This is a genomic window from Bacillus haynesii, assembly GCF_014042035.1.
Classification (GTDB): Bacteria; Bacillota; Bacilli; order Bacillales; family Bacillaceae; genus Bacillus; species Bacillus haynesii.
Window position 1 is genome coordinate 2274034 of sequence record NZ_CP059494.1, and the last position, 25594, is coordinate 2299627.

A 25594-nucleotide genomic window follows, 5' to 3' on the forward strand; every position below is an offset into this window, starting at 1 on the left:
GTATATGGAAGGTTTTTATATTTCATGCTCTTGCAGATTCACTTTAATCGCACCCCGTTTCATGGCTTTAAAAAAGAAGCCCTGTAAAAGGACTTCAGCGAACATTAACCCCCAACCGGCAGCTCCGCTGTTTGAACGCCGCCTGACGCCTGATTGTGGCTTTGGGATAAAGCAGCTCCGCCTAAGACCATAGCAGTTAACGACAAGCAAAGAATTAATTTTTTCATGACAATACCTCACTCCCTAATGATCTCATTTTGTTTTCGGCTTTCATGAATATTTTAACAAATTCCAGCGCTTTCTTGTCATCTCCTTTTTTCTCAAAATAGCTTGAGATGAGCAAAGAAAGGTCGCAGACACCGTCTAAATCATTCATCTCGTCCAAGGAATGGATGTCGTCTTTGATGCTTTTTACGTTTTCATGGCAATACAGCTCATAAATAATATTTATTTTCTTTTCATAATGCTTATTCCCGTTTTTCTTTAATTCCTCCTGTCCTTTTTTATGATAGAACAGGGCCGCTTCTGTTTCGCCGATTTTGAAAAACTCTCTGGTCAGCATGTAAAGCGAGTTGATATAGTAGCTTGACTTGCACCATTCGGCGTTGCTCAAAGCATGCTGGACGGCGAGAATGCATTCCTGAGACCGGCCGGAATTGGAATACAGAATGCTGATATTGTGATGAAGCATCGCTTCTAAAAACGAATCGTCGATTTTTTTGGAAATTTCAATCGATTCTTCGAAATACTTCTCCGCATCTTTAAAGCGCTGCATCTGCATGTAATTTGTCCCCATCACAACTTGGGAAATCGCCAGCTTTTTTTCGTACCCGTCATGCATTTTGTAAATATTCATCGCATCTCTCGCATAATTGAGAGAAACCGCATTTTGCCGAAGAGACATATACAGCCAGGACACTTTAAAATAAAACTCGGCCGCTTCAATCTGATCGGGCACCTTCGCCAGTTTTTTCTCGGCAACCTTGTACAGACTGATCGCCCGCTCAACATTCTTGTTGTACGCTTCATGCATCGCCTCAAAAAAGTAGAAATAGTAATCAATCATATGATCCGTCTGCTCGATGCACTCGATCTGCGAATCATTAAAATAAGACTCCCGCGGCAGCCGCTCTCCCCTCGCATCATAAAGCATCATCCGGTACCGCTCCTCAAGAAGCGAAAAATAAGCCAGCACATTCTGATCCTCTTCCATCTCGGAAAACATCGACTTCGCCTCATCAAAAAGATGCTTTGCCTGCTCAGTATCGTGCTTTTTAATGGCCAAATGGAATTCGTTCAACACCCCCGCAACCACCTCTGAAGCGACCTTGCTCATGCCGAACCCCCTCTTTCTTTTTAAGATTGTTCTCTATCTTTAACATGATCTTATCACACGTGTAAATTTTTGTAATGACCTTTTGTCAATTAGTAATCTGTTTTTGTCAACAATTGAAAAAGCCTTTTGTTGTCAATTTCAACTGTTGGTAGTGATCAACAACTCATCTTGCCTATAAACAAAAAACGCTCCTTCTTTTTCAAAAACAAGAAACCACTCGCCTTCCACAAAGGCAAGTGGTTCTTCATTTATTTTAATTGCTGATAAGAAATCAATCGATGAATATGGACTGCCAAGTATGTCAGTTCATCATTCGGAATGACGTTTCCGTGCACCTGCTTGATATAATCCTTAATTTTGAAAGCTACATCCATTGCTTGCGGATATAAATTAGCAATTTGCTCAAATAATTCATTCTCCTGATTTGCCAGCAATTTATCAGCGTAAAATCTTTCAACGAAAAATTTAACGTGTGTGATAAATCGGCTGTAGTGGATATTTTCTTGATCTAATTTCATGTTTAATGTGTAACGGACAAGGTTGACAATGCTCCCGATCATTTTTGCATATTTCATTCCATCTTTTGACTCTGTCTCTTCACCTAATGCATTGATTAAGTGGAACGCAATATTTGCCGCTTCCTCTTTCGGCAATTGGATCCCAAATGTTTCATTGATGAGCTGAAGCGCATAATTCCCTGCCTCAAACTCTTCCGTATAGTAGTTTTTAATTTCCCAGTAGACGCGATTCGTAATATTGATGTTCTTTTTATAACGCTCTACTGCAAAATTCAAGTGATCCATTAATGTGAAGTATACACCGGAATTTAGCTTTGTTTTTAATCTTTCTTCTGCATGCTGAACAATTTGCTGGGTCAATTCAATAAATTCTTGCGGAATTGAATCCAACAGTTGGAGAAATTCCTTTGCCTTCATATTGTCTACTGGCATAAAGACTTGATCAGCCTGTTTTTCTTCAATCATATTCCCAGGTTTTCGTCCGTAACCGATGCCCCTGCCGCATAAAACCATCTCCTGTCGGTTCTGGTCTACAGCCAGTACCACACTCGAGTTTAAAACTTTTTTTATTTTAAACATCGCCATCACCTTTTCATGAATGCGGTTTTTTAGTCTAATACTTCTCCGTTTGTCTCAATCACTTTCTTATACCAGTAGAATGAATCTTTACGTGAGCGCTTCAATGTCCCGTTGCCATCGTCATCTTGATCAACATGGATAAATCCATATCGTTTGGACATTTGAGATGTTCCCGCACTAATAATGTCAATGGGTCCCCAGCTGGTATATCCAAAGAGATCAACACCTTCTTCAATGGCTTCTTTCATCTGACGGAAATGCTCTCTGAAATAGCTAATACGATAGTCATCATGGATCGATCCATCGCTTTCGACAACATCTTTCGCACCCATACCGTTCTCCACAATAATGAGAGGTTTTTGATAGCGATCATACAATTCAATGAGCGAAATCTTTAAGCCGACCGGATCGATTTGCCAACCCCAATCTGTTGACGGCAAATATGGATTTTTCACACCGCGAATCGTATTGCCATCTGTTTTTTCCAGCCCCTCCTGTGCAGATTCTGTCAGGGACATATAGTAGCTAAACGAAACGAAGTCTACCGTATGTTCTTTCAAAATGGCAAGATCGTCCGCTTCCATCTTAATATTGATATTTTTTCGTTCCAGCATGCGTTTGATCAATGGCGGATATTCGCCAAACACTTGAACATCTGCATAGAAATAGTTATCAAGGTTTTGCTTCAGTGCGCGTTCTACATCATTCGGATGACAAGTGTGCGGGTATGTCGTGAGTTTTGTTAGCATACATCCCACCTGACTTCCGGGAATGATGCGATGACAATCTGCCGTCACAAGAGCGGATGCCACAAATTGATGGTGCAATGCTTGATAAACCGTTTCCTCTATTTTCCCTTCAGGACAGCGATCAGGAATAATTCCCGCTGTAATGAAGGAATGGCGATGTATACTGTCAATTTCATTAAAGGTAAGCCAGTATTTTACGACATCTTTATAGCGTTCAAAACACACATTTGCGAACTTCACAAAGAGGTCGATCACTTTTCTTTCAACCCATCCGTTGTATTTCACACTAAGTGCTAATGGCATTTCATAATGTGACAGAGTCACGATCGGTTCAATGTTATGTTTTTTCATTTCTTGAAACAGACGGTCATAAAACTGAAGACCTTTCTCGTTCGGCTCAGCTTCTTCCCCTGTCGGGAAAATTCGGCTCCATGCAATCGATATACGCAATGTTTTAAAGCCCATTTCTGCAAAGAGAGCCAAATCTTCTTTATAGTGATGATAAAAGTCAATCCCTCTGCGCTTCGGATATTTTTTTACGTCCGGGTCTTTCATTGCACGATCAATGTTTTCAGAAGAAACAGCAAGGTGTCCTTCATAATCTTCCACACTCAAATTTGAACGGTACATGGCAATATCAGCAACAGACGGTCCTTTTCCATCAACATTCCAGGCTCCTTCTGCTTGGTTTGCGGCAATCGCCCCGCCCCATAAAAAGTCTTTCGGAAATCCTTTTGTTTTTGTCATCATGATTACCCTCCTAATTGTGTAACAACCATCAACGTATCTTGACGATTGACCTCTTTTAATTGCGTGACTTTTATATCATATTGATCCGTATTCGTAATAACTGCTAGTGTAACTGGATCATAACCTGCTTCTTTAATTTTCTCCAGTTCAAATTGAATGAGCAGATCACCCGCTTTGACTTGATCCCCCACTTTTACCAATGGTTTAAAGAACTTGCCCTCTAGCTGAACGGTGTCGATTCCAATGTGGAAAAGAACCTCAACTCCGTTTGCTGTTTTCATACCGAGTGCATGGTTTGTTTCAAAGAGAAGAGAAATCTCGCCATCTATCGGTGCATATAGTTCACCCTTTGAAGGAATAATGGCAATTCCTTCTCCCATTACCTTTGAAGAGAATATGTCATCTTCTACATCAGACAGTGAAATCATTTGACCGATGACTGGACTTTTGAACGTCTCATCTGCGCCAAGTTTTTCAGCGAAAACACCTGGCTCTGCTTCTTTTTCTGTTTCTTCTGTCTTTCGATCCTTTCCTAAAATAAAGGCAGCAACAAACGCAACAACAAATGAGATGGCAAAACCAATCACTGCGAACATGAAGTTGCGCGGAAGCTCGTCAGATATGAACATCGACATACTTGCAAGACCAGGTCCAACAAGAACAAACGCTTGAAGTCCGACAAGTCCAACGAAGATGCCTCCGGTGAAAGAACCGATCATGACACTGCCAAGCACACGTTTATTTTGCAGTGTCACCCCGTATAATGCCGGTTCGGTAATGCCAAAAAATGCTGAAATCCCTGCAGAAATGGCAGTTGAACGAAGCACTTTATCTTTTGTGCGAAGGGCAACTGCGAAACACGCCCCACTTTCAGCGATATTATGTGCAAGTGATGCAGGCAAGTAAAGTGCCTCTTTTCCGAGATTGCCCATTGTCGTTACAGCGTATGGCACCATCGCTTTGTGCATCCCTGATGCGACCATAAATGGAAGGACTGCTGCCAGGAACGCAACCGCAACCCAGCCCACTTTGTCAAACATAGCAAGGATGATCGCTGTGAAGCCTTGCCCTGCTGTAAAACCGATTGGTCCCAGCAACAGGAGAGTGATCGGAACTGTAATAACCAAAGACATCATCGGTACGAAGAAGATACGAATGGGTTTTGGCGAAATACGAGTAAACCATTTTTCCACCTGTGCATACAACAGGACAGATAAAATCGCCGGAAACACCTGATAGGCATACGCAATATTTTTCACATCGAATGAAAATAATTGAGCGCCTTCTGTCAGCATCGCCGTCATGTTTGGCAGAATAAGAGCGCCGACTGCCGATAATGCAACAAGCGGATTCACTTTCAGTTTATTGGCTGTCGTCACGGCGACTAGCAATGGCAGGAAGTAAAGCGGCGCATCGCCAACCATATTTAAAATCTGATACGTTTGCCCTTTGGCATCAATTAATCCGAATAACGAGAAGAGGAGGAGAAACGATTTTAAAATCCCTCCACCCGCAATGGCTGGAACAAGCGGTTGAAAAACACCGACAATGAAGTCTAATAGTACAGTCCCCACTTTTCGCTTTTCCTTCGGCTGATGGGAAGACCCATTTTGTCCAGAAAGTGCTCCGCCGAGAAGGCCGGTCAATTCCTCATAGACTTCGATGACATCGTTTCCAATCACGACCTGGCATTGGCCCGACATACGGACAGCGATGACACCTGGTGTTTTCTCAAGCGCAGGTACATCCGCCTTGTTTTGATCAATCAATGTAAAACGGAGTCGTGTCGAACAATGCTCCAAATGGGCAATATTCTCTTTACCGCCGACATGCTGCAATACGTCTCTTGCTGTTTGTGTGTAATTCACTGTTTCTCCCCCTTTTCTGAAACATGAGACCTATATTTAGGCAATAAAAAAAGGACCCAAACCGACAAATTAAAAAATTTATCGGTTTTAGATCCTGCCTGCATGACCAGTCACATGTCTAATTTATCAATATTGGATTTGATTAAAGTATATATCGGTTTTATGAAAGCGTCAACATTTATTTTGTTTTTTTGGAAAGAAGGAATTTTCCTGGTCGAATGGCCTACAGTTGTTTCATAATAGCGATGATAAACATCTTCATGCATCCTCAAATTGCGCGCCAAGATTCCAGGGTTACAAGACACATAAACTGCACGCGTCGGCTTTATCTCAATAATCGTCCACAGCAAAGTATCAACTGACACCGTTTCTCAAGCAGCGAGAAGTAGACGAGCACATTTTAATTCTCTTCCATCTCGAAAAACATTGACTTCGCCTGTTCAATATTTATGCTTTTTAATTGCCAAATGGAATTCGTTTAACACCCCTGCAACCACTTCTGAACCGAACTTGCTCATGCCGAACTCCTCTTTCCCTTTAAGATTGTTATCTATTATTAAAATGATCTCATCACATATGTAAATTTTTGCAATAACCTTTTGTCTATTATGTTAAACATCAAAAAGCCTTGGTAGCGCTTGTCCAAGGCCCGTAATTTGAATCTAAATATTCGACATTTCATATATTCGTTTAAGTTCTGAAAAGGTAATTTCAATTCCTACCTTTTTCAAGTGATCTTTCCGCTGATCATACAATTTTTTCAACAGTTTTTCTTTCTCATCATCTTGACCATAATGAATAAGACGATGACAGTGTGGACAGAGGCTTACCAAGTTTGCCAGTTGATCTAAGTCATATTTGAACTCCTCTTGCTTAGCGATAGGGACAAGATGATGGCATTCAACATAAGGCTTGTTGGTAGATTTAGAGATAAAGGTTTGATGGGAATGGTCAATTTCACAAGTATAGTTTGAAAGCATCATAGATTTTGAGGCAAGACTTGCATTTCTTGTCCATTGCCTTTGACCACCTTGATTAATGATTGGTTGCGGACGTTCTCTCTTTTGATTGACTTCATAACCCACATTTGTATTCTCGGATATGATGAATGTTTGGGCTGCTAACTGATATTCCTCTTCGTTATTCCGGTCTTCTAAAAATTGGCCGTCTTCCTGCAACAGAATAAAATCATTAAACTGTTCTATCGATCGATTTCCGATAAGGCCTTCTATTTCTTTGTATGTAACTAATAAAGCTTGTAAATCGCTTATGATTTCTTCTGAACTCGGAAAATTGTTGCTTACATCATAAAAACGACTACATACATGTCCTAACTCATATCCTCTCGCAAGATCACCTTTACCCTTTAAATCAATATTTGAAAGGTTCATATTTTGAGGGATGGTATTTAGTTTTTCTCTAATAATTGAAGCTGTTTTTTGGATTTTGGCCCTACCTATTTTTGTTCCATACTTTTCTTTAAAGTAGGTCCATCCTTGATTCAAACTAACATAAACACCACCTCCATCTGCACTAAATAAGTAAACAATATAGTAGCCCCTTGTCGCCGAAGTCGTTAAGTTCTTTATAAAAATTGAAACCCAAGGAATCTCAGCCCAACGGCCTTTTCCAACAGAACCTGCTACATGATATATATTAGGATCTAAGTCAACAACTTTAAAAAGAGTATCCTTTATTTCATGACAAATAAGCTGTGACAAAGGGTGTCCTTTAAACTCCTCATTTTTTGCTTGTTGATATGTTGATAAAACGCATTTCATTTGTTCACTAATCGTTAGTTGATTCGAGATTTTATGGTCTATTTTGATACACCTCTTTATTAAGTAGGACTTTATGCAGGAAATGGAACATTCATATAAACATTATAAGCCTCTCCTGGGTTGGAGAGGCTTATATTTTTAAACTTTATTTATCTTTTTTGACAAGAACAGCCACACACTCTACATGGCTCGTATGCGGAAACATATCAACAGGCTGCACCTCAAGCGTCGAATACCCGCCATCCTCAAGCACCCGCAAATCGCGCGCCAAAGTCCCCGGGTTACAAGACACATACACTACACGCTTCGGCTTCATCTCGATAATCGTCCGCAGCAAAGCCTCATCGCAGCCTTTGCGCGGCGGGTCGACGACAAGCGTGTCAGCCTTGATACCTTCCTCATACCACCTAGGAATCACAGTTTCCGCTTCACCGACGGCAAATTCAGCGTTCTCAATACCGTTCAACTCAGCATTCCGTTTCGCATCCTCAATCGCTTCCGGCACAATCTCAACACCGTACACTTTTTTCGCCTGCTTCGCCAGAAACAGCGAGATCGTGCCGATGCCGCAGTAGGCGTCGATGACGGTTTCTTCGCCGTTTAGTTCGGCGTATTCAAGTGCTTTGTCGTAGAGCACTTTCGTTTGCTCGGGGTTGACTTGGTAGAACGATCTCGCGGAAATGGCGAATTTGATGCCGCCGATGGTGTCGTAAATGTATTCTTCTCCCCAGATGACGGTTGTTTCGTCGCCGAAGATGACGTTTGTTTTTTTCGGGTTGATGTTTTGGACGATCGATTTGACGTGCGGGAATGCCGCGGTGATTTCCTCAACGATTTTCGCTTTGTGCGGGAAGTCGTTTGTTCTTGTGATGAAGACGACCATCATTTCGCCTGTGACGGCGCCGTATCTGACCATGATGTGTCTGAGCCAGCCTTTGTGGCGTTCTTCGTTGTACGCTTTGATGCCGTATTTGCCGCAAATTTCTTTAATCGCTTGAACGACGCGGTCGTTTTCCGATTGCTGGATCAGGCATTCGTTCATGTCGATGATCTCATGGCTGCGCTGCTGGTAGAAGCCTGCGATCAGACCGCCTTCTCTTTCGCCGACAGGGACCTGCGCTTTGTTTCGGTAGTTCCACGGGTCTTCCATGCCGAGTGTCGGGTGGACGGTGATTCGGCTTAAATCAAGCTTGCCGATTCGCTCAAGCACGTCTTTGACTTGCTTCTGCTTGTAAAGAAGCTGGCCTTCGTAGTTGATGTGCTGAAGCTGGCAGCCGCCGCACTGTTTGTAGATCGGGCACGGCGCGTCCGTTCGGTAGCGGCTTTCTTCTTTCAAGTCGATGAGGCGGCCGAAGGCGAAGCCTTTTTTGACCCGAGTCACTTTGATCTGCGCCTTTTCGTCAGGCAGCGCGTTCGGCACGAAAATCGGGAAGCCGTCGACTTTGGCGACGCCGGCTCCTTCGTGTGTTAAATCTTCAAATACGACATTGTAATATTCATTTTTTTGAACGGGGGCTTTTTGTTTCATCTTTTTCACCTGCTATAAGAAAAACTTGGCCAGCTCTTTAGACCAAGTTCATTCATCCAATTTTCTCGCTTTTTCTTTTGACATGACGACATCGATATGACGGTAGAGGTTCTCGAATTCGCCCGGCAGTTCGCCGCCGTATTCGCCGTCAAGGTTGAGGAGCATTTTGTCTTTGACCGTCACTTTGACGCGGTTTGCTTTCGTGTAGATGACATGCTCGTCATTGATATGTTCGCCGCGGAGGGCAAGTCCGACAAGTCTGATGAATTCGGCGAGGTTTGTCCGCTTTAAAATGACGAGGTCAAACATGCCGTCATTCAAGCTTGAGTCGGGGGCGAGCTTCTCAAAGCCGCCGACGGAGTTCGTCAGCATGACGAGAAACAGCATTACTTCTCCTTCAAACAGCTTGCCGTCGTATTCGATTTCGACCTCGGTCGGCCGCAGTGAAGGAAGGAGCATTTCCATTCCTTTCAAATAATAGGCAAGATGGCCGAGCATCGTCTTCAATTTGCTTGGTACGTCATATGTCAGTTCTGTAAGGCGTCCGCCGCCGGCGATATTGATGAAATATTGGCCGTTGACGCGGCCGATGTCAATCGGACGGGCCTCTCCCTCTAGTATTGTGTCAACCGCCTTTAAAATATCCTCGCGCGGAATGCCGAGCGCTCTCGCAAAGTCATTCGTCGTTCCGACCGGAATGACTCCGAGCTTGGGGCGGTGTTCCAACGGCGCCAGTCCGTTGATGACTTCATTTAATGTGCCGTCTCCTCCGGCCGCAACAATTAAGTCAAATTCCCGCTCAGCGGCGTGTCTGGCGGCCTGTACGGCATCTCCTTCCCCTGTTGTCGCATGGCATGACGTTTCATAGCCTGCCTGCTCGAATTTCTGCAGAACTTGGGCAAGGTTTTTTTTGAAGATTTCTCGTCCGGAAGTCGGATTGTATATGATTCGTGCACGTTTCATGTTTTCATCATCCTATTAGAGTATCCGTATCATTTCTTTACCAACAACCTTTAATTATACTAGTTGTTGAAAAAATCGCAACAAAATGGGTATCATCATTTGTTTAATTTTAGATAAAATATCCTAATTAATGGTAAAAAAGACTTTAGGATCTAATTGATGTAAAATAATTAATATTAAGAAAAAGGAGATGTTGCTGTGAAAAAGCCCGTTTATTTTAACCATGACGGAGGCGTCGATGATCTCGTCTCTTTATTTCTGCTATTGCAGATGGAAGATGTCAAATTGATCGGAACATCCGTCATACCGGCGGATTGCTATTTGGAGCCTGCTCTCAGTGCCAGTCGAAAAATCATTGACCGCTTCGGTTCGTACCAGGTCGAGACTGCGGCATCCGATTCGAGAGGGGTGCACCCGTTCCCGAAGGAGTGGCGCATGCACGCCTTTTATGTCGACGCTCTGCCGATTTTAAATGAAAAAGGCGAAGTCCGGACTCCGGTGTCAGACCTGCCCGCTCACCTTCATCTAATTGAATGCGTGAGGCAGAGCCCCGAACCGGTAACACTGCTGTTCACCGGCCCGCTGACAGACTTGGCGAGGGCGCTTGAGGAAGAGCCGGCGATCATAAAACACATTGCAAAACTTGTCTGGATGGGTGGCACCTTCCTTGAGAAAGGAAATGTAGAAGAGCCTGAGCACGACGGGACGGCGGAATGGAACGCTTTTTGGGACCCTTACAGCGTGAAGACGGTATTCGAGAGCGACATTCAGATCGAAATGGTCGCGCTTGAAAGCACGAACCAGGTGCCTTTGACAAACGAAATCCGCTCCCATTGGGCGAGCCTCAGAAAACATATCGGGATCGACTTTATCGGCCAATGCTATGCGATGTGTCCGCCGCTTGTCCATAACGAAACGAATTCGACATACTACCTTTGGGATGTGCTGACGACGTTGACACTCGGCGCAGTTGATATGACACGATCGCGCACTGTCAAGGCGGTTGTCCATACGGAAAGCCCGCGCCAAGGAACGACAGAAGAGCATCCTGACGGCAGAATGGTCAAAGTCGTTGATCAAGTCGACAGGGATCAATTTTTTGCGTATTTTGAAGAGTTGATGAAAAGAGCCGACCGTATTCCATCTTTATAAAAGGAGACTTTCCATGATCAAAAAAGGGACAAACATTTATATCAGGCCGCTCACGGCTGAAGACGCCGAGGCATGCCTCGAATTGCAGAACGCAAACCGCCCGTTTTTTGAACAGTTTTCAATGGAGCGGAACGAGGAGTTTTATACAATCGAAGGACAAAAGAAGAGGCTTCAAAGATTATATGAAAATATGCAGAATGATGAAGATTATTATTTTGGCATCTTTGATCCTGCAAACGATGCGCTGATCGGAACGATCAACCTTTTCCAGGTGCTGCGCGGTTCCTTGCAAAGCGCCTTCATCGGCTATTTTTTGGATCAGAAGCACAATGGCAAAGGCTACACGACCGAAGCCGTCAAGCTGATGGTTGAGTTCGCCTTTAACGATCTCAAGCTCCATCGCATCGAAGCTGGCGTCATGCCCCATAATATTGCCTCGATCCGGGTGCTGGAGAAGGCGGGTTTTCACAAAGAAGGCATCGCCCGGAAAAACGTCAAGATTAACGGAAAATGGGAAGATCATCAGTTGCTGGCTGTGATCAATCCGAATGATTAACCACTTCTTCGCCGGGATCGGTAAAGAAATCACCAGCATTAAAAAAGCTTGTCGATGAAGATCATTTCAACCTTTATCGACAAGTTCAAAACTTGCTTCATCTGCTTTTTGTCTCTTTTATGATGCTGAAAATCACTAAGATGATGACACCTGCACATACAATATAAAATAAAACATCAGTCACAGGATTTCTCATATTTTTTAAGAGAAAAATGACTCCGATCAACACGATCGGTATGATCCAGGTGAGCCGCTTTACGATTTTGGGGCTTGGTTCGCTGTTTCCTTTCGATTCCATTCAATGCCTCCTCATCAAGTTGCCTTTTCTAACAAAGCATAACACAGGATATTTTTGTTAAACACCGACGATCGTCTCTTCAAAGAAAAAACCCCTTAGAATGGATCATTTCCTGTGTCCATTCCAAGGGGTTGATGTTATACCATCTTACTCTTCTTCCATACCCGGTTTTTTCCGGCGGAATTTCGCCAGTACTTCGTATACGATCGGTACGATAAGAAGGGTAAGGAGCGTTGAACTGATCAGACCGCCGATAACGGTGACGCCGAGCCCTTTTGAAATGACCTGGCTGCCGCCTTCAAATCCGAGCGCCAATGGAATCAGGGCGCCGATTGTGGCGATGGCCGTCATCAGGATCGGACGGAGCCTTGTAGAGCCGGCTTCAAGGAGTGCTTCTCTCGTTGAGAGCCCTTCCGCTTCCTTATGGATGACTCGGTCGATTAAGACGATCGCGTTTGTGACGACGATACCGATCAGCATCAGCATTCCGATCATTGCGTTCAAGCTGATTGTTTCTCCTGATACGTAAAGTCCCACCAAGGCGCCGATGATGGTAAACGGCAGCGAGAACAGGATCGCAAATGGCGCCAGTGCTCCGCCGAATGTAATCACAAGCACGAGGTAGACGATCGCAACCGCCGCAAGCATTGCGAGTCCGAGTTTTGTAAAGGAATCTTCGATATCAGCGGATACGCCGCCGGTATCGATTGTGACGTTGTCAGGCAGGTCGATCTTGTCGATGTTTTTCTGTACGTCGACTGATACGGCCGTGACGTTGTCTGATGTGACTTCCGCCGTGACATCGGCATAGATTTTGCCGTCGCGTTTTGAAATCGTGTCAGATGTCGTGCCTTCCTTCACTTTCGCGACATCGCCGATTTTCACTTCCTGGCCGGTCGGAGTTGTGATCTTTTTGTCTTCTAAATCTTTGACGCTTTTATATGTTTCTTCTTCTGTTTTAATCGTGACATCAAGATCTTTTCCGTCTTTTTTCACGGTTGTAAGCGGCGCCTGCGATGTTTCTTTCATGAGCGCCTGAGAAATCTGTGATGCCGTTAACCCAAGTTTACTCAGCTTCTCCTGATCAGCGACAAAAGTAAATTCGTCATATGTGCTGGACAGGCCTGAGCTTACGTTTTTCAGGTCTTTTTGGTCTTTCATAATCTTTTCGATCTCTTTTACAGTGCCTTTAATCTCTTTTTCTGAATCTCCGTACACATAATACGTTAACTCATTGTTATTGCCTGAAGAGCTGAAATCCTGAGTTTTCCATTCTCCGCGTTTGGATTGCTTCTGAATGTCTTTTAGAACATTGTCCTTTTCTTTATCAAAATCAGGCGTGTCTTCCTCATATTTGATATAGAACAACGCGCCGTTTGAGCTTCCGCCCATCAGCGGATTTCCCGCTCCTAACGTATACTGAACCGTATCGACGTGTTTGCGGTCCAATAGGATTTTTTCAGCTTTTTGCGCTTCCTTTTCCGCTTCTTTTTTCGTTTCTCCCGGTTCAGGAGTGTATGTGATCTGCACCATTTTTTCTTTTGTAGAAGGCAAGTAGCTCGCTCCGATCAGCGGCACGAGGAACAAGCTTCCGACCAGCATCAGAACCGCGATGATCGATGTGATCCATTTATGGCTGAGCGACCAATTCAACACTTTTTTGTAGAAGTTGGCCAGTACCCCAGGCTTGTGTTCTTTCGCCTTCACCGGCGCACCTGTCAACGATTTTTTGAAGAGGGTGTGCGCAAGCATCGGCACGAGCGTGATCGCGATCAAGAGGGATGCAGCAAGCGCGAATACAATCGTTAAGGCAAACGGCAGGAACAATTCGCCGATTTGACCGCCGACGAGTGCGAGCGGCAGGAATACCGCGATCGTCACGATCGTTGATGACATGATCGGCATGAACATTTCTTTCGTTGCTTCGCGCACGAGCGCTTTTCCGCGCAGCGGCTCATCTTTCAGCCTCATGCGGCGGTAAATGTTTTCGATAACGACGATCGAGTCGTCGACAACCCGTCCGATGGCGACCGTCATGGCGCCGAGCGTCATGATATTCAGCGTGATATCAAGCTGATTCAGGACGAGCAGTGCGATTAACAATGACAATGGAATCGAAATGACCGAGATTAACGTTGACTTGATATCCCTTAGGAATAAGAGAATGATCACAACCGCAAAGATCGCTCCGAAAATCGCTTTGCTCAGCATCGTCTCGACCGACTCGGTGATCGGTTCGGCTTGATCGTATGTCGAGCTGTATTTAAAGCCTTTGTGGTCTTTTTTGAATTGTTCGAGTTCAGCTTTTACGTTGTCGGCTACCTCGACGGTATTGGCGTCGTTGGCTTTAATGACGCTGATGCCGATGCTGTCTTTACCATTGGTTCGTGAAATGGATTCGGCTTTTTTGACATCTTTAATCGTTGCGATGTCAGACAGCTTAACCGTCGGGATTCCCGTGCTCTGCTGAGCCTGCGCGGCGCTCTGTGCTCCGGCTTGAGCCTGCGCCCCCTGGGCCGCTTGCGCACTTTGCGCTCCGGCTTGAGCGCTTGCGCCTCCGGCAGACGCCGCTGGAATTCTCATATTTTTCAAGTCTTTAATTGTTTCGATATCGCCACTGACGACGACCGATTTTTCTTCTTTGCCGAATGTGTACAACCCAAGCGGAGTCGTCACATCAGAACCTTGAATCACTTGCTTGACTGTATCCTCGTCAAGCCCGTATTGCTTCAATTTGTCTTTTTTAAATGAAAATTCGACTTCTTCAACCTGCTGTCCGGAAAGCTGAACGGAAGCTACGCCTTCAAGGCCTTCAAGCTTCGTCAGGAGGCTGTCTTCCACTTTTTTCGTCAAGCTTTGAAGATCGTCTTTATCACTGGACACGCTGAGCGCGAGGATCGGGAAAGAATTCATGCTGTAGCGTGAAATGCTCGGCTCTTTTGCATTGTCCGGCAGATCGAGATTCGCCAATGCTTCAGCGGCTTCCGTCTTCGCTTTGTCCATATCCTTCTCATACTCGTATTCAATCATCACCGATGATGCGTTTTCATACGAAGTGGACGTTACAATGCTGACGCCGTCCAGGTTTTGCACGGCTTGTTCAACCGGCTTTGTGACTTCATCAGCTACCTGGCTCGGAGTGGCTCCGGGGTATGTCGTGCTGATGGTCAAATAAGGCATGTTCACATCAGGAATTGATTCCTGCTTCATATTTAAACCCGCATAAATGCCGGCAACCGTAACAATAATCGTCATCAGCCACACAGCGAACTTGTTCTTTAGTACAAAATTAATGATAGAATTCATTACGACCTCCATTGTGTATATCATTTTCAGAATACAGATTGACTGACTGGTCATTCTATACAATAATAAACTTCAAAAGTAAACAGCGTCAACTTATATATGTTAAAATTTATTCAATTTTAAAGAAGTGTTAAAGGGGTACATTCATGACAGAAAAAGAAGAAAAAATCATTAAAGCAGGCCTGCACCTGTTCGCGAAAAACGGTTTTGCTTCCACAACGATTCAGGACATCGCCAATGAATGCAATATCTCAAAAGGAGCTTTCTACCTGCATTTCAAGTCGAAAGAAGCGCTTTTGCTTGCGATCATTAAGTATTATATCGATCGAACGATGGAAAATATGAAGATCATCCAGCAAAAGAATTTCCCTCCAAAGGAAACGTTCAAGGAGCAGATTGCTTATCAATTCAGCGAGAGCAAAGAGCACCGCGACTTTATTCTCGTGATGATCAGCGAACACAGCATACCGGAAAACAGCAAGATCGAAGAATATTTTAAAAATGTCAGCCAAAAATTCCACGAGACGTATCAAAATGCGCTGTCAGCCGCCTACGGTGACATTGTGAAGCCTTATCTGTCAGACTTGTCCGTGATCGTTCAAGGCATCGTGCAGTCTTATCAAAATTTGTTTATCTTTAATGAACTGGACATCGATTTTTACGAACTTGCAGATTTTATTATGAGAAGAATCGATGACATGATTGATGGCATGGTTCAAAACGGGGAGCAGCCGATCCTGGCCGGCCGGACGTACAGCTATTATCGGAACGCCGGCAATACGGCCGATAAACATACGATTTTACGGGAGCTTGAAGATGCCAAACGTCAGCCGGCCCTGGCGGAAGACATTCTCATTACACTGGATGTGATCGAGGAAGAGCTGAGAAAAGATTCGCCCCGCACACCCGTGCTTCAAGGTATGCTGACAAACTTGGAGCATCAGGACAATGTCCAGCATCTATATGGAATGATCACCCGTTTCCTTCATTCGTAAAGCAGCCCTGCGGCTGCTTTTTTCTTCCCTTACAATCCGACAATCTGATCATGTATATTTTGGAAGCAGCATGTATAATAAGATCGCTTAAGACAATCTATATGTTTCAGGAGGTTTTACCTTAGTGAAAAAAAACATCGTTTGTTCCATCTTCGCGCTGCTCCTCGCTTTTGCCGTTTCGCAGCCGAGCTACGCACACACCGTTTCTCCGGTGAATCCAAATGCCCAGCTGACGACGAAAGCGGTGATGAACTGGCTCGCCCACCTGCCCAATCGGACGGAAAGCCGGGTGATGTCCGGGGCATTCGGAGGATACAGCCTCGACACATTTTCAATGGCTGAAGCCGACCGGATCAAACAGGCAACAGGACAGCTGCCAGCCATTTACGGCTGCGATTATGCAAGAGGATGGCTGGAGCCAGAGGAGATCGCCGATACGATTGACTACAGTTGCAACCATGATTTGATCGCATATTGGAAAAGCGGAGGCATTCCGCAAATCAGCCTGCACCTCGCAAACCCCGCGTTTACTTCGGGACATTATAAAACTCAGATTTCAAACAGCCAGTATGAGAGAATTTTAGATTCTTCCACGCCCGAAGGAAAACGGCTTGAAGCGATGCTGAGCAAAATCGCGGATGGCCTCCAGGAGCTTGAAAATGAAGGTGTGCCCGTTCTATTCAGACCCCTTCACGAAATGAACGGCGAATGGTTCTGGTGGGGGCTGACGCAATATAATCAAAAAGACAGCGAGAGAATCTCCTTGTACAAACAGCTCTATGTGAAAATCTATGACTATATGACAAAGACAAGGGGCTTAGATCATCTGTTGTGGGTGTATGCGCCAGACGCCAACAGAGACTTTAAAACAGACTTTTATCCGGGCGCATCATATGTGGACATTGTCGGGCTAGACGCTTATTTTGATGACCCGTACGCCATTGATGGATACGAAGAGCTCACATCGCTGAACAAGCCGTTTGCCTTTACAGAGGTCGGACCGCAGAAGACAAACGGCGGGCTAGATTACGCGCGATTTATCCATGCAATCAAAGAAAAATACCCGAAAACGACGTTCTTCCTGGCGTGGAACGATGAGTGGAGCCCAGCTGTGAATAAGGGAGCGGACACCCTCTATCTTCATCCATGGACGCTGAATAAGGGAGAGATATGGGACGGTGATTCTTTGACGCCTGTCGTGGAATAATAAAAAACCTTGGAGAGTTATTCTCCAAGGTTTTTTTGAATCAGCTTGTTCGTCCTTTTGAGGCTGATCCTGTTATTTAATATCCATGGCTTTCATTATTCTCATTTCTCTTTCCCGCTTTTTTTTCAAAGCTTCTCTGCCTTTAATCCATTCTCCCAGCAATAAAGCTAGTCCGCCGATAAGAGGAAGAAAGAATGATGCGAAAGATTTTCCTTCATAAATGGATAATGCTACGAGAAAAACGATATAAGCTGTTGGTAGTATCCCCCCCCAAAAGTTACGATTTCTGGTCGATAAAAAATATTGAATCCCTAGTATTGTAAAGCCAATGAGTAGTATATAAATAGGATTCATTTATGAACACCCCGCTCTTTTTTGTATTTCTCAATAATGAGCTTTGCATTTTCCAGACTGATCTGATCATCGATAGCTAACTGTTTAATAAAGTTAACAAAAGTCTCATTTTCTAACTCATCAATTAGTTTAATTTTTTGAATTAATCGATCCAATCTAACCCTAACTGTTGGATAAGATACTTGATAACTCTTTGCAATTTCTTTTAAAGAACCAGATTTCAGCATAAAGTTTTTAACAAATTCTACATCCTCTTCTTCTAAAGCTAAGATCCACTCGGGTACATCTTTTCTTTCCATAGACAGCCCCTCTTATTAACAAATTTAAAAATAAAATTTAATTAAATAATAATATATTATTAAATAAAATTCAAATAAATTTTAACTTTATTGAAGAAGAAGTTTTTTATCATTTGCATATTCATACAAATAAAAAAGGTCCTCAACATGAGGACCTCCATTTAAGTAGTTTTATCGTTTATTGATTTCTTCAAGAAGAAGCTTGTTGACCATCGGCGGGTTTGCTTGTCCTTTTGAAGCTTTCATGATTTGGCCGACAAGGAAGCCGATTGCACGGTCTTTTCCGTTTTTGAAGTCTTCAATCGATTGCGGATTGTTGTCGAGCGCTTCTGTGACAAGCTTTCTGAGCGTCGCTTCGTCAGAGATTTGCACAAGGCCTTTTTCTTTGACGATTTTTTCTGCGTCTCCGCCTTTTTCAATCAATTCTTTGAAGACCTTTTTCGCGATTTTCGATGAAATCGTTCCTTTTTCGATCAGCTTGACCAATCCGGCAAGGCCTTCAGGTGTGAGTTCGACATCGGCAAGCTCTTTTTGCTGGGCGTTCAAGTAAGCCGACACTTCACCCATCAGCCAGTTCGATGCCAGCTTCGCGTCTGCGCCTTTTTCGACGGCCGCTTCGAAGAAGTCGGACATTTCTTTTGTCAAAGTCAGCACTTTCGCGTCATAGGCAGGCAGGCCAAGCTCTTCGATGTAGCGCTTGCGGCGCTCGTCCGGAAGCTCAGGAATGCTGTCTTTCACGCGCTGTTTCCACTCATCGTCAATGTAAAGCTCGACAAGATCAGGCTCAGGGAAGTAGCGGTAGTCGTCAGATCCCTCTTTGACCCTCATCAAAATCGTCGTTTTGGACGCTTCATCATAACGGCGCGTCTCCTGTTGAATGACACCGCCTGACAAAAGAACTTGCGCCTGGCGTTTTTCTTCGTGCTCAAGGCCTTTTTGAACAAAGGCGAATGAGTTCAGGTTTTTCAGCTCTGTCTTTGTACCGAACTCCTCTTGTCCGATTGGACGGAGCGAGATGTTAGCGTCGCAGCGGAGCGAGCCCTCTTCCATCTTACAGTCGGAAACGCCTGTATACTGAATGATTGATTTCAGTTTTTCAAGGTAGGCATAAGCTTCTTCAGGCGTTCTGATATCGGGCTCGGAGACGATTTCAACGAGCGGAGTTCCCTGGCGGTTATAGTCGACAAGGGAGTAGCCGTCGCCTGTATGCGTCAGTTTTCCTGCATCCTCTTCCAAATGAAGGCGGGTAATGCCGATCCGCTTCGTTTTTCCGCCGACTTCGATTTCGATCCAGCCGTTTTCACCGATCGGTTTATCAAATTGTGAAATTTGATAAGCTTTCGGGTTGTCGGGGTAGAAATAGTTTTTCCGGTCGAATTTCGTTTCTGTCGCAATTTCACAGTTGAGTGCCATTGCGGCTTTCATCGCAAAATTGACGGCTTCTTTGTTCAACACAGGCAGTACACCCGGATAGCCTAAGTCGATAACGCTTGTCTGCGTGTTGGCCGCTGCGCCGAATGGCGTTGGAGAACTGGAGAAAATTTTCGATTTTGTTTTGAGCTCCACGTGGACTTCAAGTCCGATTACCGTTTCAAAGTTCATGTTTTTTCACCCCTTACAGTTCAGGTTTTGCTTTATGATGGTCTGTCGCCTGTTCGAATGCGTGGGCGACGCGGTATACTGTGCTCTCATCAAAGTGTTTGCCAATGATTTGCAAGCCGAGCGGCAAGCCGTTCGCCAATCCGCACGGTACGCTGATTCCCGGGACGCCCGCAAGGTTGACAGGAATCGTCAGGATGTCATTGGCGTACATGGTCAGCGGATCACTCGTTTTTTCGCCGATTTTAAATGCCGGCGTCGGCGTAGTCGGTCCGATGATGACGTCATAGTTTGCAAATACGTCTTCAAAGTCCTTTTTGATCAGTGTTCTGACTTTTTGCGCTTTTTTATAGTATGCATCATAGTAGCCCGAGCTGAGCGCGAACGTACCGAGCATGATGCGGCGTTTGACTTCGTTTCCGAATCCTTCGGAACGCGTCTGTTTGTACAGGTCGATCAGGTTGTCGGCATTGTCCGTGCGGTAGCCATAGCGGATGCCGTCGAAGCGCGCCAGGTTTGCTGATGCTTCAGATGAAGAAAGCAGGTAGTAAGTCGCCAGCGCGTATTTGCTGTGCGGAAGCGATACCTCTTCCCATGTCGCGCCAAGGCTTTCGAGCACTTTCAGCGCTTCAAGCACGGAATTTCTCGCTTCTTCTCCCACTCCTTCGCCGAGATATTCTTTCGGCACGGCGATTTTAAGTCCTTTAATGTCGCCGGTTAACGCTGACAAATAGTCGGGAACGTCCACATTGGCGCTCGTCGAATCCATTTTATCGACGCCTGAAATCGCCTGCAGAAGGTAGGCGTTGTCTTCGACAGATCTTGTGATCGGGCCGATTTGATCCAAAGAAGAAGCAAATGCGACAAGGCCGTATCTGGAAACGCGTCCGTATGTAGGTTTTAAGCCGACGACGCCGCAGAAGGATGCCGGCTGGCGAATCGATCCGCCCGTGTCAGATCCAAGTGAAAACGGCACTTCTCCGGCCGCAACCGCAGCCGCTGAGCCTCCGCTTGATCCACCCGGAACGGTTTCGAGGTTCCACGGGTTTTTTGTCTTTTTAAAGCCTGAGTTCTCTGTGGAAGAGCCCATCGCGAATTCATCCATATTCAGCTTTCCGATGGTAACCGCTTCAGCTTCATGAAGACGCTCAACAACGGTTGCGTCATAAATCGGATCAAAGTTCTCGAGAATTTTGCTTGCGCACGTTGTCCGCAGATCCTTTGTTACGATATTGTCTTTAATGCCGATCGGCATCCCGAAAAGAAGGCCGTGCTCATCACGGGTATCAAGCGCTTCGTCCAATTCTTTGGCGTATGCGCGGGCTTTTTCTTCATCAAGCTGCAAAAAGGCTTGTACCTTTCCGTCAACTTCGTGAATCCGTTTGTAAGATTCATCGACTAAATCTGATATGCTGATCTCTTTATTATGTATGAGACGTTTTAATTCAGATATTTTATGGTCAAACAGTGACATGTTTTCTCGCTCCCTCCTTTATTTAGTCCAAGATTGACGGCACGCGGATGTAGCCGTCTTTATGATCAGGCGCGTTTTTGACGACATCTTCAACCGGAAGTCCTTTATCAGGGACATCTTCCCTCATGATATTCTTCATTTGCAATACGTGCGTTGTTGGTTTAACATTCTCTGTATCGACTTCGTTCAGCTCTTCTGCAAATGAAATAATGCTGTCAAGCTGTTCGGTAAACATCGCCGCTTCCTCGTCCGTAATCGCCAGTCTGGCAAGATGGGCGACATGCTTTACTTCTTCTATAGAAATACGCGACATACTAAAAACACCTCCAAGGTTATTCTCGCTTAGTCATAATACTGATCATATCAAATTTTAGCCTTCTAAATCAACAAAACCGCGATCTTCGCCCCATTTGGCGGCTTTTATTTCATCGCTCATGAAAATTCAGTAAAATAGCACGTACTAATATTCAGAATATTTTTACTTTATATAATATTTGTAAGCGCTTTCATTGTGATGCTTATCAAAACCATCACGCCCTTTTTCAATAAAATCGGATGTTTTTCACGGTTGATTGATGGGGAATAGTTTGATAGGTTAGGTAACTAAGTACGATCTAATCGGCAGCGCCTTAATTCCAATACTTGATTTTTTAAAGAGGGGGCCCTGCAATTTTCTTCGTACCGCAAGTCAGTATTGTCGAAAATTTTAAAGAGGTGATGCCACATTATTTTTAAAGAGGAGAGATATGAAACGTGAGTGTTGAAATATTTATTTCGTTAGGGATTTATTTTGCCGCGATGCTTTTAATCGGCTGGTATTCCTACAGAAAAACATCTAATTTGAATGACTACATGCTCGGCGGCAGAGGCCTTGGGCCTGCTGTTACGGCTTTATCGGCCGGCGCGTCGGACATGAGCGGCTGGATGCTGATGGGACTGCCCGGAGCCATGTATGTGACAGGACTTTCGAGCGCCTGGCTTGCCGTCGGTTTAACAATCGGAGCTTATGTGAACTACTTGGTTGTCGCTCCCCGGCTGCGCACATATACAGAAGTAGCAAACGATGCGATTACAATTCCGGATTTTTTCGAAAATCGGTTTAATGATACGACGAGAATCTTGCGCCTGGCATCAGCCATCGTCATTATGGTGTTTTTCACACTGTACACGTCGGCGGGTATGGTGTCCGGAGGAAGACTGTTTGAAACGGCGTTCGGCCTCGATTATAAAATGGGTCTTTTCTTAACGGCCGCAGTCGTGATTGCTTATACGCTGTTCGGAGGGTTTTTGGCCGTCAGTCTCACTGACTTTGTGCAAGGTTTGATTATGTTTATCGCTTTAGTGCTCGTGCCGATCGTTGCCTTTACTCAATTAGGCGGAATTACGCCGACTTTCAATGTGATCGAAGAAATCAATCCAAGCTTGCTCGATTTCTTCAAAGGAACGACCGTCATTAGCATTATTTCATTTCTCGCCTGGGGACTGGGCTATTTCGGTCAGCCGCATATTATCGTCCGCTTTATGGCGATTTCATCCGTAAAAGAGCTGAAGCCTGCGCGCCGCATCGCAATGGGTTGGATGATCATCTCCGTAATCGGCGCACTGCTTGTCGGACTGATCGGTGTGGCGTATGTCCATGAAACGGGTACAGCGCTTAAAGATCCGGAAACGATTTTTATCGTGTTCTCAAAGGTATTATTCCATCCGCTGATTACCGGATTTTTGCTTTCCGCTTTGCTCGCAGCGATTATGAGTACGGTGTCTTCCCAGCTGCTTGTCACATCAAGCGCCATGACGGAAGATTTCTACCGGACGTTTTTCCGGCGCAAAGCTTCGGATAAGGAACTCGTTCTTGTCGGACGTCTAAGCGTTCTGCTTGTCGCCGTCATCGCGATCCTTCTGTCTCTGACACCGAACAACACGATCCTTGATCTGGTTGGCTATGCGTGGGCCGGATTTGGTTCCGCATTCGGACCCGCCATCCTTCTCAGCTTGTACTGGAAGCGGATGAACCAGTGGGGCGCATTGGCCGGTATGATCACAGGAGCCGTGACCGTGCTGATTTGCATTCTGACGGGTCTGCAGGAGAAGACGGGAATCTATGAAATGATCCCTGGTTTCTTCCTGAGCTTGATTGTCGTTTACGCTGTCAGCATGATCACGAACAAGCCGGCAAAAGAAGCAAGAGATATGTTTGAAGAAATGGAACAGACGCATGAGGAAGAACATTCTTAAATGATCAGGCTATGAAAGCCGCCGGGCGATATCCGGCGGCTTTTTTGCTCAGGCGGAATTCTTTTGATGCTTCACCGGCAATATAATGGTAGGAGTATAGGGCTTCTTACAGATGAATGGTTCCAGGACATCCACCGGCACTTCAAAAACAGTTGTCCATCCATAGCGTCTGTGAGAAAATCATATCAATCATATAAGATATTGTCGGAAAGGAGATCATGGGCATGGATTGGCATATTGAAACAGAAACGCTGTTGAAGCTTGGAATCGCAACATTAATCGGAATGGTCATCGGTCTCGAAAGGGAGCTGAAAAACAAGCCGCTCGGCTTAAAAACGTGCATCGTGATTGCGATCAGTTCCTGTGTTCTGACAATGATCAGCATTGATGCGGCATACCATTTTCCAAGGTCAAACAGAATCATGATGGACCCTTTGCGGCTTCCCGCACAAATCATATCAGGGATCGGCTTCATCGGAGCGGGCGTAATTTTACGAAAAAGCAACGACGTCATTTCCGGCCTGACCACTTCAGCGATGATCTGGGGAGCAGCCGGCCTTGGCGTCGCCATCGGAGCGGGCTTTTATAAAGAAGCATTTGTCAGTCTCATTTTCATTTTAATCAGCGTCGAGTTTTTGCCGTGGATCGTCGGCAAAATCGGCCCGAACCGCTTGCAGGAAAAAGAAATCCGCGTCCGCATGTCCCTGAATGACAAGGATAAACTGACGGATATCCTCAAGGAAATGAAAGCGAAAAAAATCCGGATTCATTCCGTCCGGATCGATGATATGCGCGATAATGAATTTCCGATCATGGAAACGAAAATCATGGTTCATAAGAAACGGTATGTCACCGATGTCTATTACGATATCAAAGCGATCGACGGCGTCGTCGGCGTTAAATGTGATACGCTGTAAACGCAAGCCTGATTCAAAAGAAGCAGCCGAAAAAAAGGCTGCTTTTTCTTTTATGAATCATCAATATGAACGGTCGGTTCTTTAGTATGATGGCTTCCTCTCGCCTAGAGGATTAATTCATTATCCTCCATACTCTCCTTTTCAACTGTTCTAGTAAACAATACGAGGATAATCAAAACCTGTATATGTAAGTCCTTATCAACAGGGTGGGAATTTGCAATATTCAGTCGTTTTCTCCTGATTGATCGCTAGAAGATATCTTGAAGCAATTGCCTTGTGTAAATTTTTAAATGTAATCAACCATTTTGTCAGTCATTCAATTTATTGAATTTTATTTAAGGCTGCGTGATCTGCCATCACCATCACATCTTTATGTTCCCTTAAAATTGAAGCAGGGAACTCTTGGGAGACACGGGTGCTGTTCAGCAGCCATGCCAAGGCTTCAGATTTTTCATTTCCAGACACGAGCAGAAGGATCCGCTTACTTTCCATTATTGTTTCAATTCCCATGGTCAATGCCTTTGTCGGTACTTCGTCCAAGGAACGAAAGAACCTGGAATTTGCCTGCCGGGTTGATTGATCCAACTCAACGATATGGGTTCTGCTTTTAAAGCTTGTCCCCGGCTCATTAAAACCGATATGACCATTCAATCCCATGCCTAATATTTGTATGTCAATTGCTTTTTCAGAAACAAGTCTGTCGTAGCTGATGCATTCTTGTTCCAAATCTTTTGCCATCCCATTGGGAATATTGATATTCCTTTGACTAATATCCAGATGTTTGAATAATTTTTCATTCATATAATAATGGTAGCTGTTTTTATTTTCTTTAGGCAGTCCAACGTACTCGTCTAAATTAAAAGCAGTAACATTCTTAAATGAAATTTCCTTTTGCCGATACTTTTTTATCAAGCATTTATATAAACCAAGCGGTGTCGAACCTGTTGCAAAACCAATAACAGGATTTTTTGAATTGTTAATGAGCTCAGCCATTAGATCAGCCGATTTTTCACTCATTTCTTCATAACCTGATACATGAATAATTTTCACGTCTTTCTCCTTCCCACAAAATAAAATGTCCAAGACTGACTCCTGTATTAAACTGCACTGCAAAAAGACCAAGCATCTTC

22 protein-coding genes and 1 pseudogene are annotated in these 25594 nt (G+C 44.6%); 6 read left to right on the forward strand and 17 right to left on the reverse strand.

All coding sequences use genetic code 11. The features are described from left to right. Positions 1-104 precede the first annotated feature (104 nt). The 9 genes and pseudogenes from H2R00_RS11300 to H2R00_RS11335 all read right to left on the reverse strand — a co-directional run bounded on the left by H2R00_RS11300 (position 105) and on the right by H2R00_RS11335 (position 10072). Positions 105-227 (reverse strand): PhrK family phosphatase-inhibitory pheromone, encoded by a 123-nt coding sequence (locus H2R00_RS11300; RefSeq protein ID WP_011197633.1) that lies wholly within the window; start codon positions 225-227, stop codon positions 105-107. Next, positions 224-1336 carry a Rap family tetratricopeptide repeat protein gene (locus H2R00_RS11305; RefSeq protein ID WP_003179651.1) on the reverse strand — a complete coding sequence of 371 codons (1113 nt, stop codon included), beginning with the start codon at positions 1334-1336 and terminating at the stop codon, positions 224-226. The genes H2R00_RS11300 and H2R00_RS11305 overlap by 4 nt, the downstream gene beginning before the upstream one ends. A gap of 248 nt (positions 1337-1584) precedes the next feature. After that, positions 1585-2433 (reverse strand): PRD domain-containing protein, encoded by an 849-nt coding sequence (locus H2R00_RS11310; RefSeq protein ID WP_154999004.1) that lies wholly within the window; start codon positions 2431-2433, stop codon positions 1585-1587. A 29-nt stretch (positions 2434-2462) separates the two neighbouring features. Then, positions 2463-3929: a glycoside hydrolase family 1 protein gene (locus H2R00_RS11315; protein ID WP_276561374.1), complete on the reverse strand. Its 1467-nt coding sequence runs from the start codon at positions 3927-3929 to the stop codon at positions 2463-2465. Positions 3930-3934: 5 nt separating this feature from the next. Then, entirely contained in the window at positions 3935-5800 is a 1866-nt protein-coding gene (locus H2R00_RS11320) for a beta-glucoside-specific PTS transporter subunit IIABC (protein WP_071583914.1), read from the reverse strand. Positions 5801-6054: 254 nt separating this feature from the next. Then, positions 6055-6156, reverse strand: a pseudogene (locus H2R00_RS21530) (hypothetical protein); the annotation flags it as partial. Positions 6157-6462: 306 nt separating this feature from the next. Continuing rightward, positions 6463-7581 (reverse strand): MrcB family domain-containing protein, encoded by a 1119-nt coding sequence (locus tag H2R00_RS11325; protein WP_182069078.1) that lies wholly within the window; start codon positions 7579-7581, stop codon positions 6463-6465. A 145-nt stretch (positions 7582-7726) separates the two neighbouring features. Continuing rightward, a complete protein-coding gene (gene rlmD / locus H2R00_RS11330; protein ID WP_182069080.1) occupies positions 7727-9109 on the reverse strand; it encodes a 23S rRNA (uracil(1939)-C(5))-methyltransferase RlmD in 1383 nt (460 codons plus the stop codon). Positions 9110-9157: 48 nt separating this feature from the next. Beyond that, the gene (locus H2R00_RS11335; RefSeq protein WP_142782115.1) at positions 9158-10072 is read right to left on the reverse strand and encodes a diacylglycerol kinase; all 915 of its coding nucleotides are present in this window, start codon (positions 10070-10072) and stop codon (positions 9158-9160) included. Between the two features lie 198 nt (positions 10073-10270). On the opposite strand from H2R00_RS11335, the gene H2R00_RS11340 reads away from it, so the two are divergent. Together H2R00_RS11340 and H2R00_RS11345 are read left to right on the forward strand one after the other, a co-directional pair. Further along, the gene (locus H2R00_RS11340) at positions 10271-11224 is read left to right on the forward strand and encodes a nucleoside hydrolase (protein ID WP_182069082.1); all 954 of its coding nucleotides are present in this window, start codon (positions 10271-10273) and stop codon (positions 11222-11224) included. A 13-nt stretch (positions 11225-11237) separates the two neighbouring features. After that, entirely contained in the window at positions 11238-11780 is a 543-nt protein-coding gene (locus tag H2R00_RS11345; protein WP_182069084.1) for a GNAT family N-acetyltransferase, read from the forward strand. 97 nt (positions 11781-11877) lie between these two features. On the opposite strand, the gene H2R00_RS11350 is transcribed toward H2R00_RS11345, so the two are convergent. Beyond that, positions 11878-12078: a hypothetical protein gene (locus H2R00_RS11350; RefSeq protein ID WP_182069086.1), complete on the reverse strand. Its 201-nt coding sequence runs from the start codon at positions 12076-12078 to the stop codon at positions 11878-11880. A 147-nt stretch (positions 12079-12225) separates the two neighbouring features. Further along, a complete protein-coding gene (locus H2R00_RS11355) occupies positions 12226-15384 on the reverse strand; it encodes an efflux RND transporter permease subunit (RefSeq protein WP_182069088.1) in 3159 nt (1052 codons plus the stop codon). Positions 15385-15530: 146 nt separating this feature from the next. Between H2R00_RS11355 and H2R00_RS11360 the strand changes: the two genes are divergently transcribed. Beyond that, positions 15531-16379, forward strand: a complete 849-nt coding sequence (locus H2R00_RS11360) for a TetR/AcrR family transcriptional regulator (protein WP_154999020.1) — start codon at positions 15531-15533, stop codon at positions 16377-16379. A 124-nt stretch (positions 16380-16503) separates the two neighbouring features. Then, a complete protein-coding gene (locus H2R00_RS11365; RefSeq protein WP_182069090.1) occupies positions 16504-17586 on the forward strand; it encodes a mannan endo-1,4-beta-mannosidase in 1083 nt (360 codons plus the stop codon). Positions 17587-17658: 72 nt separating this feature from the next. Here the strand turns inward: H2R00_RS11365 and H2R00_RS11370 are convergent, their stop codons facing one another. The 5 genes from H2R00_RS11370 to gatC all read right to left on the reverse strand — a co-directional run bounded on the left by H2R00_RS11370 (position 17659) and on the right by gatC (position 21625). Next, on the reverse strand, positions 17659-17940 hold the full coding sequence (locus H2R00_RS11370; protein WP_182069092.1) for a hypothetical protein: 282 nt from the start codon (positions 17938-17940) through the stop codon (positions 17659-17661). Further along, the gene (locus H2R00_RS11375; RefSeq protein WP_182069094.1) at positions 17937-18239 is read right to left on the reverse strand and encodes a DUF2089 family protein; all 303 of its coding nucleotides are present in this window, start codon (positions 18237-18239) and stop codon (positions 17937-17939) included. The genes H2R00_RS11370 and H2R00_RS11375 overlap by 4 nt, the downstream gene beginning before the upstream one ends. 171 nt (positions 18240-18410) lie before the next feature. Then, positions 18411-19841 carry an Asp-tRNA(Asn)/Glu-tRNA(Gln) amidotransferase subunit GatB gene (gene gatB, locus H2R00_RS11380; protein ID WP_003179599.1) on the reverse strand — a complete coding sequence of 477 codons (1431 nt, stop codon included), beginning with the start codon at positions 19839-19841 and terminating at the stop codon, positions 18411-18413. 13 nt (positions 19842-19854) lie between these two features. After that, positions 19855-21312: an Asp-tRNA(Asn)/Glu-tRNA(Gln) amidotransferase subunit GatA gene (gene gatA / locus H2R00_RS11385; RefSeq protein WP_023855604.1), complete on the reverse strand. Its 1458-nt coding sequence runs from the start codon at positions 21310-21312 to the stop codon at positions 19855-19857. A 22-nt stretch (positions 21313-21334) separates the two neighbouring features. After that, a complete protein-coding gene (gene gatC / locus H2R00_RS11390) occupies positions 21335-21625 on the reverse strand; it encodes an Asp-tRNA(Asn)/Glu-tRNA(Gln) amidotransferase subunit GatC (RefSeq protein ID WP_003179590.1) in 291 nt (96 codons plus the stop codon). Positions 21626-22065: 440 nt separating this feature from the next. Here gatC and putP point away from each other — a divergent pair, with 440 nt between their 5' ends. Then, positions 22066-23547, forward strand: coding sequence for a sodium/proline symporter PutP (gene putP / locus H2R00_RS11395; protein ID WP_020450465.1), 1482 nt, complete (start codon positions 22066-22068; stop codon positions 23545-23547). Positions 23548-23771: 224 nt separating this feature from the next. Further along, entirely contained in the window at positions 23772-24464 is a 693-nt protein-coding gene (locus tag H2R00_RS11400) for an MgtC/SapB family protein (RefSeq protein WP_003179588.1), read from the forward strand. Between the two features lie 321 nt (positions 24465-24785). Here H2R00_RS11400 and nagB read toward each other — a convergent pair whose 3' ends face one another. Continuing rightward, positions 24786-25514, reverse strand: a complete 729-nt coding sequence (nagB, locus tag H2R00_RS11405) for a glucosamine-6-phosphate deaminase (protein WP_182071063.1) — start codon at positions 25512-25514, stop codon at positions 24786-24788. Positions 25515-25594: the final 80 nt, after the last annotated feature.

Bases quoted from the DNA above. Each gene is read 5' to 3' on its own strand.
- H2R00_RS11300 (WP_011197633.1), bottom strand. From the start codon at position 227: ATGAAAAAATTAATTCTTTGCTTGTCGTTAACTGCTATGGTCTTAGGC.
- H2R00_RS11305 (WP_003179651.1), bottom strand. From the start codon at position 1,336: ATGAGCAAGGTCGCTTCAGAGGTGGTTGCGGGGGTGTTGAACGAATTC.
- H2R00_RS11310 (WP_154999004.1), bottom strand. From the start codon at position 2,433: ATGTTTAAAATAAAAAAAGTTTTAAACTCGAGTGTGGTACTGGCTGTA.
- H2R00_RS11315 (WP_276561374.1), bottom strand. From the start codon at position 3,929: ATGACAAAAACAAAAGGATTTCCGAAAGACTTTTTATGGGGCGGGGCG.
- H2R00_RS11325 (WP_182069078.1), bottom strand. From the start codon at position 7,581: ATGAAATGCGTTTTATCAACATATCAACAAGCAAAAAATGAGGAGTTT.
- rlmD (WP_182069080.1), bottom strand. From the start codon at position 9,109: ATGAAACAAAAAGCCCCCGTTCAAAAAAATGAATATTACAATGTCGTA.
- H2R00_RS11335 (WP_142782115.1), bottom strand. From the start codon at position 10,072: ATGAAACGTGCACGAATCATATACAATCCGACTTCCGGACGAGAAATC.
- H2R00_RS11345 (WP_182069084.1), top strand. From the start codon at position 11,238: ATGATCAAAAAAGGGACAAACATTTATATCAGGCCGCTCACGGCTGAA.
- H2R00_RS11350 (WP_182069086.1), bottom strand. From the start codon at position 12,078: ATGGAATCGAAAGGAAACAGCGAACCAAGCCCCAAAATCGTAAAGCGG.
- H2R00_RS11355 (WP_182069088.1), bottom strand. From the start codon at position 15,384: ATGAATTCTATCATTAATTTTGTACTAAAGAACAAGTTCGCTGTGTGG.
- H2R00_RS11360 (WP_154999020.1), top strand. From the start codon at position 15,531: ATGACAGAAAAAGAAGAAAAAATCATTAAAGCAGGCCTGCACCTGTTC.
- H2R00_RS11370 (WP_182069092.1), bottom strand. From the start codon at position 17,940: ATGAATCCTATTTATATACTACTCATTGGCTTTACAATACTAGGGATT.
- H2R00_RS11375 (WP_182069094.1), bottom strand. From the start codon at position 18,239: ATGGAAAGAAAAGATGTACCCGAGTGGATCTTAGCTTTAGAAGAAGAG.
- gatB (WP_003179599.1), bottom strand. From the start codon at position 19,841: ATGAACTTTGAAACGGTAATCGGACTTGAAGTCCACGTGGAGCTCAAA.
- gatA (WP_023855604.1), bottom strand. From the start codon at position 21,312: ATGTCACTGTTTGACCATAAAATATCTGAATTAAAACGTCTCATACAT.
- gatC (WP_003179590.1), bottom strand. From the start codon at position 21,625: ATGTCGCGTATTTCTATAGAAGAAGTAAAGCATGTCGCCCATCTTGCC.
- H2R00_RS11400 (WP_003179588.1), top strand. From the start codon at position 23,772: ATGGATTGGCATATTGAAACAGAAACGCTGTTGAAGCTTGGAATCGCA.